This is a genomic window from Flavobacterium sp., assembly GCF_035456225.1.
GTDB lineage: Bacteria > Bacteroidota > Bacteroidia > Flavobacteriales > Flavobacteriaceae > Flavobacterium.
The window spans coordinates 1-14,865 of record NZ_DATIDM010000175.1 but is presented as its reverse complement, the minus strand read 5'-3'; the positions used below and the strand labels follow the sequence as shown (position 1 = coordinate 14,865).

Sequence of the window (14,865 nt, the reverse complement as noted above, 5' to 3'; positions counted from 1 at the left end):
ATCTTCCGGCCAGAGAAAGCTCGGAGCTTATTCGGGGGCCTTTGGTTGATATCGGTTCTTTAACTACCTGTACGAGAATAGACTGATTGGCGCTCAGCACGTCGCCGATGGCACCATCCTTGTTTATTTCCGGCTCAAAAGGAAAGTTTTTTAGGGAGAAATCTTTTATTTTACCTGCGCTTACAAGTTTGATGAATTTGATCATCGAAGAGAGGTTTGGTCCTAGATCGTGATAGTGCAAAAAAGCATCTTTCTCGAAGCCAACGTTTACAAACGCAGCGTTAAGTCCCGGAACCGGTTTTCTGATTTTGGCAATAAAAATATCGCCCACCTGAAAGCCGCTTCGTTCTTCACCACCTTCTTCTTTGTGTAATTCAACTAGTTTTCCATCTTTTAATAAGGCAAAATCTACGGCATCTGAACTGGTTCGAATGATTAATTCTTTGTTCAAAATGTGTACATTTTTATCCATACAGTTAAGTGAAAAGTGAAAAGTGAAAAGTGAAAAGTTGCAAATCTTTTAAAAAAGATGACTTATCCCTTATTCCTTATCCCTTATTTCTGAATTGTACAGATGGATTAAACAATAATTTTACAGGTATTGTACCCGGTTGGATTATAGATGGCAGATAACAGATTTTAGATTGCAGAATGTATCTGATTGCTGAAAACTGCTGACTGCGAGCGGTCTTAATCCAAATTTCAATGAACTTTTAATTCTAAAAAAGAAAAAGTAGTTTTAAACTACTTTTTCTTTTTATGACGGTTAGCTCTCGCTCTTTTTTTACGTTTGTGAGTAGCTACCTTATGTCTTTTTCTTTTTTTACCACTTGGCATAACTTGTAGTGTTTAGTGATTAATAAATTAGTTAATTTTTTGCTTCCGTATTTGTTTTTACTCCATCAACAAATATTTTTGCCGGTTTGAATGCCGGAATGTTGTGAGCAGGGATTTTAATTGTAGTGTTTTTAGAGATGTTTCTTCCGGTTTTTTCAGCTCTGGTTTTGATGATGAAGCTTCCGAAACCTCTTAAATATACATTGTCTCCAGTCTCTAGGGAGTTTTTTACTTCGTCCATAAAAGACTCAACTGTTGCTTGAACGTCTCCTTTTTCAAGACCCAACTTCTCAGAAATTTTCGCTACGATGTCTGCTTTCGTCATTTTCTTTCGTTTTATATTGATGTGTAATTTTTTGAGTGTGCAAATATAGCAATTAAAAAAACAATTTTTCAACCTTAATCGATTAAAATTTAATTACATAAAGTTTTATTTTTGTTTTCCAATTTTTAAAGATGGATTTTACTAACTTGCTAATTCAATGGTATTTACGGGAAAAGCGTGATTTGCCTTGGCGAAAAACCCCTCATCCGTACCCGGTTTGGCTTTCCGAAATCATGTTGCAACAGACGCGAGTTGCGCAGGGATTGCCTTATTTTTTGCGATTTACAGAAGCGTTTCCGACTGTTTTTGATTTGGCTAATGCCGATGAAGAACAGGTGCTGAAACTCTGGCAGGGTTTGGGGTATTATTCCCGCGCAAGAAACCTGCATGCCACGGCAAAACACATTGCTTTTGATTTGAACGGAAACTTCCCGAATAATTATATAGATTTATTGAAGTTAAAAGGTGTTGGTGAATATACTGCCGCTGCCATCGCTTCGATTGCATATGGCGAACCGGTTCCGGTAGTCGATGGGAATGTGTATCGGGTGCTTTCAAGATATTTTGATGTGGATACCGATATTACATCCGCTTCGGCGAAAAAAGAATTCTTTGAATTGGCTGCTTCTTTGTTACCGGTGGATAGGGCTTCCGATTTCAATCAGGCGATGATGGAGTTTGGTGCTTTGCAATGTGTTCCTAAAAGTCCCGATTGTCAGAATTGTGTTTTGAGTGGAAGTTGTCTGGCGTTTAAACATAATAAAGTAGGTATGCTTCCGGTAAAACTGAAGAAGACCAAAGTGAGCAATCGTTATTTTAACTACCTTATTATAAAGGATGCTAATGGGAATTCGGTTATACGGAAAAGAGCCGGAAAAGGAATCTGGCATAATTTATATGAATTTCCAATGTTGGAAACGGCACAAGAGGATGATTTTGAAACCGTATTTCAATTGGTTGAAAAATTTTCTTCCGACTTAAAGCCGACGGATATCAAGCCATTGCATCATAATCTGATTGTGCATAAATTATCGCATCAGCATCTGCGTATTCAGTTTTGGAAAGTAAAAACGAGTCAGAAAATTGAAAATGCCTTGCCAATTGAAGAAATCAAAAAGTTTCCGTTTCCTATCGTAATCCATAATTTTATGGAGGAACATTGGGCGAATGTGTAGAAATTACTATATTTGAGTACAACTAAAAGATACAAGCCATGAACGGTACATTGAATAAAGTGATTTTGATAGGGCATTTGGGTGACGATGTTAAAATGCACTATTTTGAAGGAGGAAATTGCATCGGACGATTTCCGTTAGCGACAAACGAAGTATACATTAATAAGACTACCGGTGAAAAAATCACTTCTACCGAATGGCATAATCTGGTGGTACGCAACAAAGCGGCCGAAATCTGCGAAAAGTACCTAACCAAAGGAGATAAGATTTATGTGGAAGGCCGTATCAAATCCCGTCAATGGCAAGCCGAAGACGGAACCACTAAATACACTACCGAAATCCAGGTAACTGAATTCACCTTTCTGAACGTCAAAAAAGAAACGGAGCAAAAACAGGGTGGCGGTTATTCTTCACAAACGAACGAGCCTCCAATTGCGCCAACCGGCGAGGTAGATTTGCCGTTTTAAGCTGTAAATCAAATAAACTTTCCAAAACTGCGTTTCACATTGTATCTTTACGCCCTAATTTAGCGTAAGGATTTCTGTTATGAAAAAAAATAAGAGTATCGTTCTTTTGACGGGATTTTTTGTTTCTCTGGCATCGATTGGTTGTCAGGATGAATCTGTTCCAAAGCCAAAAAGTCATTTGAGTTTAGAATACCCTGTGGCAAAATACAAGGCCTATGATCTTCCCAGTGGTTGTGGTTATGGGTTTGATATGAATGAGATTTCGCAAATTAAAACCAAAGGCGATTGTTCGCTGGAGATTCAATATCCTAAAATGAAGGCTACGGTTTACTTGAATTATAAAACGGTAAACAATAATATCGATCAGTTGCTTCGCGATGCGCAGAAATTAACTTATGAGCACGTAATCAAAGCGGATGACATTGCAGAACAGCCTTTTGTGAATCCGGAACATAAAGCCTACGGGATGTTTTATCAGGTGGGTGGAAATGCGGCTACGAATGCGCAGTTTTATGTCACCGACAGTACGCGCCATTTCCTTGTGGGATCGGTTTATTTTTATGCAAAACCCAATTATGATTCCATACTTCCGGCTGCGGCCTATATCAAAAATGATATGCGAAAGATTATGGAATCGGTACGATGGAAATAAGATTTTAAAATAAAAAAAGGAACTCAACCGAGTTCCTTTTTTGTTATGCTTTTTTAAAGTTGGCAACTTTATAGGTTTTTCCGTCGGCAACCGCTTCTACCAGTTTGGTTAACGATTCCTGATTGTTAACGGTTTTGTCAAACGATACGGTAGCGGTTTTGGTATCGAAATCCACTTTTGCTTCTTTCACGCCTTCGGTTTCGGTTAATTTTTTCTCGATAGTGGCAGCACAACCCATGGCGCATGTCATTCCTTCAATTTGGAAGCTTGCAGTCTCCAGGTTTTCAGCGGCGATTTCTTTTTTAGGGGCAGTGGCTACAGTTTCGGTTGTAGCGGTTTCTGTTGTTTTTTCTTCCTTTTTGCAGCTCACAAACGTTAAAGCGGCAAGAGCAAATGTTAAGGTGATTTTTGAGAATTTCATATTTCTTAAATTTTTGATTTTGAATCGGATAAATAACCGGAAGCAAAATTACCCAAAAAAAGAGCTGATTTTCATTTAAATAACAGAATTTTGATGTTTCAAATCAATTTTATGGAATCGAAACAACTCAAATGGATTTTACTGGCGGTGCTTTCCCTGATTTGGGGGAGCTCTTTTATTCTGATAAAGCGCGGTTTGGTGGGTTTGTCTCCACTTCAGTTGGGTTCGTTGCGCATGTTGTTTGCGGCCTCTTTTTTGGTAATTGTCGCATTTAAAAAGATAACGCTGATTCCTTTGGGGAAGTGGAAATTTATCGCCCTGACAGCTTTAATGGGGACTTTCATACCTGCATTCTTATTTGCCCTGGCACAAAGTGAAATCGACAGTTCCATCAGTGCGGTTTTGAATTCGCTGACACCGTTAAATACGTTGATTTTGGGGATTTTATTTTTCGGGATGGCCTTCCAGCGCAGTCATTTAATGGGAGTGCTGATTGGTTTACTGGGAAGTTCGGTACTGATTTTAAGTGGTGCGGCGAATCATCCGGAGCAGAATTATTTTTATGCGCTTTTTGTTGTAGTGGCCACATTTTGTTATGCAACTAATGTAAATCTGATAAAAAAATATTTATCCGACGTGAATCCGATAAGCATTACGGTAGGTAATTTTCTGGTAATGGTTATCCCGGCGTTGGTAATTTTGATTTCAACCGGATTTTTCCAAGTGATGCATAAGCCGGAAGTACAGCATTCGGTTATGTTCATTGCGATTTTGGGAATAGTCGGCACTGGGATTGCTAATATTTTGTTCTTTAAACTGATTCAGATGACTTCTCCGGTATTTGCTTCGTCATCGGCTTACCTGTTTCCGATTGTGGCTATCTTTTGGGGCTTGCTGGATGGAGAGACCTTGTCGTTCGTTCAGATAGTAGGTGCTGCGGTTATTTTATTCGGGATTTATTTGTCTTCTAAAAAGTAGTCAGGGATAAGGGATAAGGGAAAAGGGAAAAGGGAGAAGTAGAGAGAGGATGAGAAATAGAAACTGGTAATAAAAAAGGCTGTCCGTTACAGACAGCCTTTTTCTTTTGCTAAGCTTATGTTTCTTATTTGAAATCTTCGGCAGTTACCCCTTCGTTGATTTTCACTTCAGTAGTCATTAATTTGATTTCAATACCTACGTTCATGTCGGTTGTGTGAGGGAATTTGATTCCTTTTACTTCCTTATAATCGCTGTAGTAAGTGGTTTGAGTCATTTTTTGACCCATTTGCTCCATTTCTTCAGTCTTTGCTGCTTTCAAGCCGGTTTTAACATCATAGTAATATGTTGTTTTACCTTCTTTGATCACATAAACATCGTTACCGTTCATAGTCTCGATAGCTTCTAATTTAGCATTTGGATTGGTAGCTAAAGTCAATTCTTCGAAAGGAACAGCGCTTTGTTTCGTTTCTTTGAATTCTTCCGGAGTCATGTCTTGTCTTTGTCCTTGAGCAACACGGTATCCTGATTTGTCGCCAACTACTTGTTTCATCATCGACATACCCATAGCTTTCATTTCAACAGCCATTTTATTGTCGGTAGTCATTTTAGTTGTTAATTCAACAGGTGTTCCCTGAACGGTTCCTGAAGAAACAGTAGCGACAGATTTTACAGCTTTCACTGCTTTTTCGCCACCGATCGCTTTGATGTAATTGTTGAAAACAGTCGCAGAAGTTACACCTGCCGGAATAGCGATGTTCACTTTTGGTTTTTCTGTAGGATTACCGAATTTGTCGAAATACTGAATCGGTAATTTTTGCTTGGCGCTCATTTTTTCAAGACTCGGAAGTACATCTGCTGCTTTTCCTACCACTACAATTCTTGTGTTGTCTGCCAGGAAGTATTTGTTAGCTACAGCTTTGATGTCTTCTGCAGTAACCGCGCTGATGTTTTTGATGAAGTTTTCGTAGAAATCAGCTGGTAATTTTTCAATTTCCGTGTTTAATGCATAACGGGCGATAGTGGCCGGTTTTTGAATCTGCATTACAAAGTTTCCGATGTATTTTGCTTTAGCGATTTTCAATTCTTCAGCCGATACGGATTCCGTTCTGATTCTTTTCAGTTCGTTCATGAATTCCACCACTGCACTGTCAGTAACCGCGTTTCTTACCGAAGCTCCTGAACGGAATTTAGACACATATCTTCCTGTTCCCAATGAAGAATAAGCGCCGTATGTCCAACCGTGTTTTTCACGTAAGTTCATGAATAAACGACCTTCACCACCACCACCAAGGATTTGGTTTGCCAATAGACCGGCGAAATAATCTTTGTCGGTCATTTTTAAATTAACCGTGTTCACCAAAGCGATTTCAGATTGTACCGCGTTTGGCATATCCACGAAGTTGATTTGGCTGTACTGAACATTTTTAGGATCCGGATAGGTTAATGTAGGAACAACCGCTTTTTCCCATGGTCCGAATTGCTTTTCAACAATTTTCTGAACGTCTTTCAGTTTTACGTCTCCAACGATTACTAAATAAGCGTTTCCGGGTACGAAATACGATTGGTAGTTTTGGTTAACATCGTTTAAAGTAACATTCTTGATGGTTGCTTCGCTTAAATATTCCCCTGCAGGATGCGTTTTTCCGAAAGCCAGAACGTCTTCCACTCGGCCTGCTACAGCTGTTACACTTTTCTCTTCCGATTTAAGGCTTTCCAGCATTTTTTCTTTTTCCTTGTCTAATTCAGTCTGCGTGAAAACCGGATTCAATAACCCATCGGCCATTAATTCCATGATTCTTGCTGAATATTTAGACAATCCGCTTGCGAAAGCGCCATTTGAGTTGAAATTGATGTTGGCACCCAGGAAATCCACTTCTTCATTGAAAGCGTCTTTCGGCATTTTTTCGGTTCCGTTACCAATCATTGAGCTTGTTAAAGCAGCTACACCTTTTTTGTTGCCTTCTGCATAAGGTGGGTAGTCGATGGTAAGGCTGTAGCTTACGCGAGGTAGTTTGTGATTTTCAACAACCAATACTTTTAAACCGTTTTTTAGGGTAAAAGTGCTAGGTTTTCCAACGTTGATTGTTGGTGATGGTCCCGGTTTTGGCTGTGTTCTGTCTTGTGCTTGCATGGATATTGCTAAAAATAAACTTGCGGCTATATAAATATATTTTTTCATAGTGATTCTCAACTTAGTTTTGTGCTTTGTCTTTTGCAGGTACATAATCTAAAAGCAAACGTTGGTTTGGATTCAGGTATTTTTTTGCAACCTCTCTGATTTCCTCTCTGGTAATGGAATGGTACATGTCAATTTCAGTATTGATCAGGTTTACATCGCCATACAATAGGTAGAAAGTAGCAAGGTTTTCTGCGATACCTTCAACGCTTGCATTTGCATTTACGTATTGGTTGTCGAATTTGTTCTGTAGTTTTTGGAAGTCTTTTTCGGAAATTAATTCTGTCTGTAATTTCACAATTTCCTCGTCTACCTGCTTAAGCAAATCTTCTGTTGTGTTTTTGCCCATCGGAAGTCCGTACAAAATATACATTCCGTAATCTTCCTGGCTGTAGTTGAATGCGCCGATTTGTAAAGCCAATTTTTTGTCGTCAACTATTTTTTTGTATAATCTTGAACTTTTTCCGTCAGATAAGATAGAAGAAATCATATCCAAAACCCTTGCATCACGAGTCTTCATGGAAGGCGTTCTGTAAGTGGCAACCATCATAGGGATCTGAATGTTAGGATCCTGGTAAGTAGCTTTGATGGTTTGTGTGATTGGAGCTTCCTCAAATTTTTGTCTTTGGATATCCGTTCCTTTAGGGATTGCATTGAAGTAATCTTTGATCCATGTTTTTGCCTGAGCCGGGTCGAAATCACCTGCGACAACTAAAACAGCGTTGTTAGGAATGTAGAATTTCTTGTTGAAAGCCTGGAATTCCTGTAACGTTGCAGCATCCAAATGTTCCATGGATCCGATTGGAGCCCAACGATAAGGATGTACTTTGTAGGTGTTTTGTTTAACAGCGGCAATCAGGTTTCCGTAAGGCTGGTTGTCTACACGAAGTCTTTTTTCTTCTTTTACCACCTCGTTTTGTGTGTCAACACCAATCTGGTTGATTACCGGATGCATTAGTCTTTCCGATTCCATCCATAAAGCCAACTTTAAATTGTTTGAAGGGAAAACTTCATAGTAGTACGTTCTGTCTTCTGTAGTGTTGGCATTGTTGTTTCCGCCATTAGCAGTTACGATTTTAAACCAGTCACCACGACCGATGTTTTTGGTTCCTTCGAATAAAAGGTGTTCGAAAAAGTGGGCAAATCCTGTTCTTTCAGGATTTTCGTCTTTCGATCCCACGTGATACATTACGGATGTGATTACTACCGGAGCGGATTTATCCTGATGTAAAATTACATGCAGACCGTTGTCCAGATTGTATTCTTCAAATGCTACTTTCTGAGCGGAAGCAACACCTCCAAGCATTAAAAGCGAACTCAAAGCCATTAAAGATTTTTTCATAAGAGTTATTAGATTATTATATAATAAAGGAATGTGTATACAATATCGTGATTTTGTTACAATCTTCATTAACTTTTTTTTTAACTCGACTGATTTTAAAGTTTTTAGAAGTAAATTTTAGCAGTAAGGTTGTATGATAAAGAAATAGTTGTATATTTGCGGACTTAAAAAATTAATTAAACATTATTGTTATGTACGCAATCGTAGAGATAGCAGGGCAACAATTCAAAGTAAGCAAAGACTTAAAGGTTTATGTTCACCGTTTAGCAGTAGAAGAAGGAGCAAAAGTTTCTTTTGACAAAGTTCTTTTATTAGACGATAACGGAAATGTAACTTTAGGCGCCCCAGCTGTAGAAGGTGCTTCAGTAGAAGCCAAAGTGTTACAACACTTAAAAGGTGATAAAGTAATCGTTTTCAAAAAGAAAAGAAGAAAAGGTTACAAAAAGAAAAACGGTCACAGACAATCTTTAACTCAAATTGTAATCGAAGGTATCGTTGCAGGTGGAGCTACAAAGAAAAAAACGACTAAAAAAGCGGAAGCTACAGAAGAATAATTAACATTAAAAACTAGTACGTCATGGCTCACAAGAAAGGTGTCGGTAGTTCCAAGAATGGTAGAGAATCAGAATCGAAACGTTTAGGTGTTAAGATTTATGGTGGTCAAGCTGCAATCGCTGGAAACATTATCGTAAGACAAAGAGGTTCTAAGCACAATCCAGGTGAAAACGTTTACATGGGTAAAGATCATACTTTACATGCAAAAGTTGATGGAGTAGTGAAATTTCAGAAAAAAGGTGACAACAAGTCATTTGTTTCTGTAGTTCCATTCGAAGCATAAGAAATACTCTTATAATAATATAAAAACCCATTCTGATTAGAATGGGTTTTTTGTTTTTTAGCTTTTTGGTAAATCTCTCTCGATTTTTTCTAATTGACTTCCTTTAAAGAAATAAAGATTGCCTAAATATTCTCCCCTTTTTGTCTCTCTCGGCTTACCGGTTAATTCGTTTTCGAAATAACGTGTATAAGTAATTCGGTATTTGCTTTCGTAGAAATTGTTATCAATTGAGAATAATGGGCTTTTAAAGCTGATTCTTCGATCTAAAGTAGAATTAAGACCGTCATAGCCATTCATGACCAAAAAAAGTTTATAACCCTTTTTGTTGGCGAAATTTTCATAGACATACATGGGTTTGCATAAATCGGATGTGCAGCCATTTTTGAAGATATAAACCAAAGATTGTGGATGTTTGGCTAATTCGCTTTTTAGTTGTTGCGCATTGATTTTGTAAATCTGCTCCGTATTTAAGTTTTCGAAATTTTCAAGAGGAACCACTTTGGCCTTGTTTTCAACGCTGAGTTTACTATAGTCATTTGTTAAGCCTTGAATGGTACAGGAAAGTAATGTTGCTGATAGGACTAATGCCAAAATTGTTTTTTTCAGCTTGCTTTTTCTTTGTTTCAAAAGTAAGAAAAAACCATAAATAATTAAAGTAAATTCTGACACTGTTTTGAGGTCATAAATTTCAGAATTGTGGTTCCTGACAGTAATTTTGAAGGTGGCGTTTTAGGTAAACTATTGTTATTCTGTTGTCTATGTGTTTTTTCAGTGGCTTTTCAGGTAGTAATCCTTGTTAATTTCGTAACTTGTATTGCAATCTTTAATTTTTTGGGTGATGTTCAGTTCCCATTCACAGGTTGAAATATTTGTTATAACCGCTGTGTTAATAGTGGTTTATGTGGTGGGCTATGAATTAATTAAGAAGCTGGATGTTCCCATTGAAAAAAAGTTGGAATTGTCACTTCGTCTGATGGCGTCGCTTTCCTTTTTCCTTGTGATTTATAATATTTATGTGTCCGTTCGTTCCAATGACCGGATTGAAGAGAATAAGGCTGCCTATAATACCGTGCAGAATATTCAGCACAATTGGCTGGATCCTCAAAGTGAATTGCTTCAAAAATATCCTGAAAGCTATTTTCTGTATTCCAGTATGGTTCCTGATGCTGATTTTGGGATGGAAATGCCTAAAGAATACGATCCACTTCAAAGAAAACAATTAGAAGTCTATTATTCACTTCGGCTTTTTCAGTCTATGGAAGACTTTCTCACTACCGGGGAATATGATACGACCGGCAAAGAAGTCTGGATAAATAATTATTTGATGTGGATGCAATCGCCGATACTACGTTATTACTGGACAAAGTTGTCATTCAATTATTCGAAAGATACTCGGGAGTTTGTAGCTCAAATTATTAAAGGAAGCGATGTGTTAATTGCTATGCGCAAAAAGAAAAGCACGTTAACTACTTCGGATTACGACGCAATCTCGGAAAAAATCACGGTTGCGTTTCGTTGATTGCTTTTTTAAGACTTTCAATACTTAGTGATTGCCAAATCATTGGTTTTGTCCAAATAGAAAATACTAACTTTTTACGGCTACCGTGTGGACATAAGTGTTATATGCATAATACATTAGACCATAGATGTCGCAGATTGACCCGATAGTGCGGATTTGCAATCCGTGCCCACAAAGTTTGGTATTTAATTGTGAATTTTGGAACTTACTTTGTGTCTTTCTGTCCGGACACAAAAAAATTTCCGCACTATTGTTGAGTGTAAATCCGTGCGCTTGGGGTTACGGATTAAACGAATATCCAACGCCGAAAAATAATCTCGCTTTGTCAATATCATTAATCCATGAAACGTCAAAATGGATAGGGCCTAAAATGGATAGATACGAAACAGCGGCACCACCAGACAAGACAAGACTTGGTTCGGTGTTCTCGTCCCAGTTTCCATTCGGACTAAAAGCTTTTTTGATGTACTGATTAAAACCATCAAAGCCTACGGTTGCAATATTAAAATGAGGTGTCAAATAAAATTTGCCCATGGGATTTATCTGTGCGCTGAGTTTAACTCCCATAAATTGGGTCACATTGAGCTCGTCTTCATTCAGACCTGCAAACGTAAAACGGTTACTGCCCGAAATCGGAATAATGCCTCCTAAAAAATATTTTGAAGCATATCCAAAATCCGTAAAGGAAGCCTGGTCGCTTTTTAGGTTATCCAGAAGCATAAAATTGGCATCCACTCCGAACATTCCGGTGATTTTCTTTTTTAACAACATTCGTTTTTCAATTCCGAAACCAAATCTGGTGAAACCATTGGTGGTACTGGAAATTGTTGCTATGGTTGGGTCGGAAAAAGAGGCATAGGCATCTGTAAATAAGGAACGGCTTATGTTGCCTTTTAAGATGGTTCCTTTGGTGGCAAAGAAAACTTTGTCCATATCGTTATGGTAGTAATGCAGGTTGGCCTCTACGTTGTTAAAATTGTAGTTTACGAGGGAAAATACATTGGGATTGTAGGTTGGGTCGTATTTTGGTTTTATTTCCGCGTAACTGTAGTTAAGGGCAAAACCAATATAGCTTTGCAATGAGTTTATATTTTTGTTGAATTCGTTATTAAATTCAAGGGCGCGATACAGCATGTTATCGGCTGAATTACCATCGATGAAAATTTCCTGTTTCAGGAACGCTCCATAAAGTTCAGAACACCACCACCATTCTTTCTTTTTTCCGAAATTTTTCTGAAAATTAACCCTGCCTTTTGGTTGCTCTGCAATATCTGCGGTAACGAGCAGGCGGGAAGATCGGGCAAGGACATTTCTGGCGGTGTAATTAAGAATCAATCCTACGCCTCGGTATGTGTCATAATGCAATGAGGCATTGAGTTGGTTTTTTGGCTGTTCAAATCCGTTTAAAATTATTCCCAGTTTATTGTCGTCATAAATAAAATGATTATAGGCGATTTGGCTGAAAAGCATGGTGCCCATGGCCCTGTTGACACTTCCGATCAAGTCTTTGGTATTGTATTTTGTATGTGTTTTGATGTTGGATCGGGCAATGACGAGGGGAAGGTTTTCTTTGCTGATATTTTTGTAAATGATGGTGTCGATAACGAATTCATTGCTGGTTTTGGGCAGCTGGTGCGTCTTTTGTGTGAAACCTTTTAACTTTTTAGCCAATTCGACTAAAGCAGGAAGATTTTGTGCTGTGGCAATTTTACCGTCCTGGTAGATTTCATTGCTTTTTTCAAAATCAGCGGTCGAAAAGCGCAGATTGGGCAGATGATCGACCAAGATGTTGCAAAGTGCCTTGTTGTCCGGATTTTTAATATTGCTCGGAAATGTACTGGTTTGCATCAGAATTGTTACAATATTGTCCAGTTTTTCTTTGGGTTCCATTCCTCCGCCCACATCGCTTCCGATTATGATATCAGCGCCCATTTGTTTGGCTACATCGGTTGGGAAATTATTCATCACCCCACCGTCGACCAAAAGGGTTTCTCCATATGGCATAGGCTTGAAAACAGCGGGCAGGGACATACTCGCCCTCATGGCAAAAGCCAAACTGCCGTTGCTTAATATAACTTCTTTTCCTTCGACTAAATCGGTTGCCATAGCCCGAAAGGGTATCGACAAATCGTCAAAATCTTTGATATTGTAAACAGGATACGTCAGTTCGAATAGGAATTCCCGTAAGTTCTGATCGTTTATTATGGAACCGGTGCTTTTTAGTTTTCCGTCTATAAACCCCATCCCGGCCAAATACCGCTGAAACTCCCTTTTTTCTTCCACGCTCACGTTTCTCAATGACAGGCCGCCTCCAACAATTTTGTCCCAATCGATATTTTTGCTGATACTTGCGATACTGTCTCCCGAATAACCCATGGCATACAGTCCTCCAATGATGCTCCCCATACTGTTCCCGACGATAAGATCCGGGACTATGTGCAGGGAATCGAGTTTTTGTAAAAGCGGAATATGCGCAATTCCTTTGGCGCCGCCACCGCTGAGTACCAATACGACTTTAGGTTTTTTGTCTTGTGCAAAAATGATTTGCGAAGCGCTTAACAAAAATAATAGGGCAAATAGCGTAGTTATTTTTTTCAAGGCCATAACTCGTATTTATATGGTTGATAAACAGATGTTTATTCGGTATATTAAAAGTAATCAGTTATTTGTTATTGTACAATTTTTTTGATAGAAATATGTTTTTCGGTTGAAATGTCCGATACGCATTTAAATAGCTTTTTTCAAAACGAAATTTTGTTTCAGTGCAGACAAACAAAAAACCCTTACATCACTGCAAGGGTTTTTTAAGTTATCTAAGTCAACTGTCGACTGATACTGTCAACTGTTTACTGATTAATATCTGTAATATTCCGGTTTGAACGGACCTTTAACGTCTACGCCGATATAAGCAGCTTGCTCGTCATTTAAAGTCTCTAATTCAACACCTAATTTAGCTAAATGTAAAGAAGCTACTTTTTCATCGAGGTGTTTCGGTAACATGTACACTTCGTTTTTGTAGTTAGCCGAATTGTTCCATAATTCCAATTGAGCCAAAGTCTGGTTCGTGAACGAGTTCGACATTACGAAAGACGGGTGACCTGTAGCACAACCTAAATTTACCAAACGGCCTTCTGCCAAGATAAGGATGTCTTTTCCTGCGATAGTATATTTGTCAACTTGAGGTTTGATTTCGATTTTAGAAGCACCGTGGTTTTTGTTTAACCAAGCCATATCGATTTCGTTATCGAAGTGACCGATGTTACAAACGATGGTTTTGTCTTTCATCGCCTCGAAATGTTTCCCGATAACGATGTCTTTGTTTCCTGTCGTTGTGATGATGATATCCGCATTTCCAACCACAGTGTCTAATTTTTTAACTTCAAAACCGTCCATAGCCGCCTGTAAAGCACAGATTGGATCGATTTCAGTAACTGTTACGATAGAACCTGCTCCACGGAAAGAAGCCGCAGTTCCTTTACCAACGTCACCATACCCGCAAACAACCACTCGCTTACCAGCCAACATAACGTCAGTAGCACGACGGATCGCATCTACAGCCGATTCTTTACATCCGTATTTGTTATCGAATTTCGATTTTGTAACCGAATCGTTCACGTTGATAGCCGGCATGAATAAAGTTCCGTTTTTCATTCTTTCGTATAAACGGTGAACTCCGGTTGTAGTTTCTTCTGATAAACCTTTGATGCCAGGGATCAATTCAGGGTAACGGTCGAAAACCATGTTCGTTAAGTCACCACCATCATCCAAGATCATGTTCAATGGTTTTCTTTCTTCACCGAAGAATAATGTTTGCTCGATACACCAGTCAAACTCCTCTTCATTAAGACCTTTCCAAGCATAAACCTGGATTCCTGCAGCAGCAATGGCAGCAGCAGCCTGATCCTGCGTAGAGAAAATGTTACAAGAAGACCAAGTTACTTCAGCGCCAAGGTGAATTAATGTTTCGATTAAAACCGCTGTCTGGATAGTCATGTGTAAACATCCTGCGATTCTTGCGCCCTTTAACGGCTGGCTTGCACCATATTCAGCGCGAAGTGCCATTAATCCTGGCATTTCAGCTTCAGCCAATTCAATTTCTTTTCTTCCCCAAGCAGCAAGATTGATATCTTTTACT

Annotated in this window: 14 protein-coding genes and 1 pseudogene; 7 read left to right on the top strand and 8 right to left on the bottom strand. The window is 38.7% G+C overall.

Translation table 11 applies throughout. From position 1 onward, the window contains the following. Together VLB74_RS10675 and VLB74_RS10670 are read right to left on the bottom strand one after the other, a co-directional pair. Positions 1 to 451, bottom strand: a pseudogene (locus tag VLB74_RS10675) (ribonuclease E/G); the annotation flags it as partial. Positions 452 to 868: 417 nt separating this feature from the next. Beyond that, on the bottom strand, positions 869 to 1,183 hold the full coding sequence (locus VLB74_RS10670; RefSeq protein WP_473964696.1) for an HU family DNA-binding protein: 315 nt from the start codon (positions 1,181 to 1,183) through the stop codon (positions 869 to 871). A 110-nt stretch (positions 1,184 to 1,293) separates the two neighbouring features. Here VLB74_RS10670 and mutY point away from each other — a divergent pair, with 110 nt between their 5' ends. The 3 genes from mutY (at position 1,294) to gldD (ending at position 3,456) form a co-directional block, all read left to right on the top strand. Next, positions 1,294 to 2,337 (top strand): A/G-specific adenine glycosylase, encoded by a 1,044-nt coding sequence (mutY, locus tag VLB74_RS10665; protein WP_325203445.1) that lies wholly within the window; start codon positions 1,294 to 1,296, stop codon positions 2,335 to 2,337. Positions 2,338 to 2,375: 38 nt separating this feature from the next. Beyond that, a complete protein-coding gene (locus VLB74_RS10660) occupies positions 2,376 to 2,804 on the top strand; it encodes a single-stranded DNA-binding protein (protein WP_325203444.1) in 429 nt (142 codons plus the stop codon). Between the two features lie 79 nt (positions 2,805 to 2,883). Next, a complete protein-coding gene (gldD, locus tag VLB74_RS10655) occupies positions 2,884 to 3,456 on the top strand; it encodes a gliding motility lipoprotein GldD (RefSeq protein WP_325203443.1) in 573 nt (190 codons plus the stop codon). Between the two features lie 43 nt (positions 3,457 to 3,499). On the opposite strand, the gene VLB74_RS10650 is transcribed toward gldD, so the two are convergent. After that, the gene (locus VLB74_RS10650) at positions 3,500 to 3,877 is read right to left on the bottom strand and encodes a heavy-metal-associated domain-containing protein (protein WP_325203442.1); all 378 of its coding nucleotides are present in this window, start codon (positions 3,875 to 3,877) and stop codon (positions 3,500 to 3,502) included. A 111-nt stretch (positions 3,878 to 3,988) separates the two neighbouring features. On the opposite strand from VLB74_RS10650, the gene VLB74_RS10645 reads away from it, so the two are divergent. Continuing rightward, entirely contained in the window at positions 3,989 to 4,855 is an 867-nt protein-coding gene (locus tag VLB74_RS10645) for a DMT family transporter (protein WP_325203441.1), read from the top strand. Positions 4,856 to 4,979: 124 nt separating this feature from the next. On the opposite strand, the gene VLB74_RS10640 is transcribed toward VLB74_RS10645, so the two are convergent. Then, on the bottom strand, positions 4,980 to 7,034 hold the full coding sequence (locus VLB74_RS10640) for an insulinase family protein (RefSeq protein ID WP_325203440.1): 2,055 nt from the start codon (positions 7,032 to 7,034) through the stop codon (positions 4,980 to 4,982). Positions 7,035 to 7,047: 13 nt separating this feature from the next. Further along, positions 7,048 to 8,373 (bottom strand): M16 family metallopeptidase, encoded by a 1,326-nt coding sequence (locus VLB74_RS10635; protein WP_325203439.1) that lies wholly within the window; start codon positions 8,371 to 8,373, stop codon positions 7,048 to 7,050. Positions 8,374 to 8,564: 191 nt separating this feature from the next. Here VLB74_RS10635 and rplU point away from each other — a divergent pair, with 191 nt between their 5' ends. Continuing rightward, complete coding sequence (gene rplU, locus VLB74_RS10630) at positions 8,565 to 8,927, top strand: 50S ribosomal protein L21 (RefSeq protein WP_325203438.1); 363 nt, start codon at positions 8,565 to 8,567, stop codon at positions 8,925 to 8,927. Between the two features lie 23 nt (positions 8,928 to 8,950). After that, positions 8,951 to 9,211 carry a 50S ribosomal protein L27 gene (gene rpmA / locus VLB74_RS10625; protein WP_023573269.1) on the top strand — a complete coding sequence of 87 codons (261 nt, stop codon included), beginning with the start codon at positions 8,951 to 8,953 and terminating at the stop codon, positions 9,209 to 9,211. A gap of 57 nt (positions 9,212 to 9,268) precedes the next feature. Here the strand turns inward: rpmA and VLB74_RS10620 are convergent, their stop codons facing one another. Further along, positions 9,269 to 9,802, bottom strand: coding sequence for a hypothetical protein (locus VLB74_RS10620; protein WP_325203437.1), 534 nt, complete (start codon positions 9,800 to 9,802; stop codon positions 9,269 to 9,271). Positions 9,803 to 10,094: 292 nt separating this feature from the next. Here VLB74_RS10620 and VLB74_RS10615 point away from each other — a divergent pair, with 292 nt between their 5' ends. Further along, positions 10,095 to 10,730, top strand: a complete 636-nt coding sequence (locus tag VLB74_RS10615; RefSeq protein WP_325203436.1) for a hypothetical protein — start codon at positions 10,095 to 10,097, stop codon at positions 10,728 to 10,730. Positions 10,731 to 11,009: 279 nt separating this feature from the next. On the opposite strand, the gene VLB74_RS10610 is transcribed toward VLB74_RS10615, so the two are convergent. Both VLB74_RS10610 and ahcY read right to left on the bottom strand, forming a co-directional pair. Further along, a complete protein-coding gene (locus VLB74_RS10610) occupies positions 11,010 to 13,334 on the bottom strand; it encodes a patatin-like phospholipase family protein (RefSeq protein ID WP_325203435.1) in 2,325 nt (774 codons plus the stop codon). Between the two features lie 249 nt (positions 13,335 to 13,583). Further along, positions 13,584 to 14,865 (bottom strand): adenosylhomocysteinase (gene ahcY, locus VLB74_RS10605; protein WP_325203434.1); only part of this gene is annotated, 1,282 nt, incomplete at its 5' end.

Bases quoted from the DNA above. Each gene is read 5' to 3' on its own strand.
- mutY (WP_325203445.1), top strand. From the start codon at position 1,294: ATGGATTTTACTAACTTGCTAATTCAATGGTATTTACGGGAAAAGCGT.
- VLB74_RS10660 (WP_325203444.1), top strand. From the start codon at position 2,376: ATGAACGGTACATTGAATAAAGTGATTTTGATAGGGCATTTGGGTGAC.
- gldD (WP_325203443.1), top strand. From the start codon at position 2,884: ATGAAAAAAAATAAGAGTATCGTTCTTTTGACGGGATTTTTTGTTTCT.
- VLB74_RS10650 (WP_325203442.1), bottom strand. From the start codon at position 3,877: ATGAAATTCTCAAAAATCACCTTAACATTTGCTCTTGCCGCTTTAACG.
- VLB74_RS10645 (WP_325203441.1), top strand. From the start codon at position 3,989: ATGGAATCGAAACAACTCAAATGGATTTTACTGGCGGTGCTTTCCCTG.
- VLB74_RS10640 (WP_325203440.1), bottom strand. From the start codon at position 7,034: ATGAAAAAATATATTTATATAGCCGCAAGTTTATTTTTAGCAATATCC.
- VLB74_RS10635 (WP_325203439.1), bottom strand. From the start codon at position 8,373: ATGAAAAAATCTTTAATGGCTTTGAGTTCGCTTTTAATGCTTGGAGGT.
- rplU (WP_325203438.1), top strand. From the start codon at position 8,565: ATGTACGCAATCGTAGAGATAGCAGGGCAACAATTCAAAGTAAGCAAA.
- rpmA (WP_023573269.1), top strand. From the start codon at position 8,951: ATGGCTCACAAGAAAGGTGTCGGTAGTTCCAAGAATGGTAGAGAATCA.
- VLB74_RS10610 (WP_325203435.1), bottom strand. From the start codon at position 13,334: ATGGCCTTGAAAAAAATAACTACGCTATTTGCCCTATTATTTTTGTTA.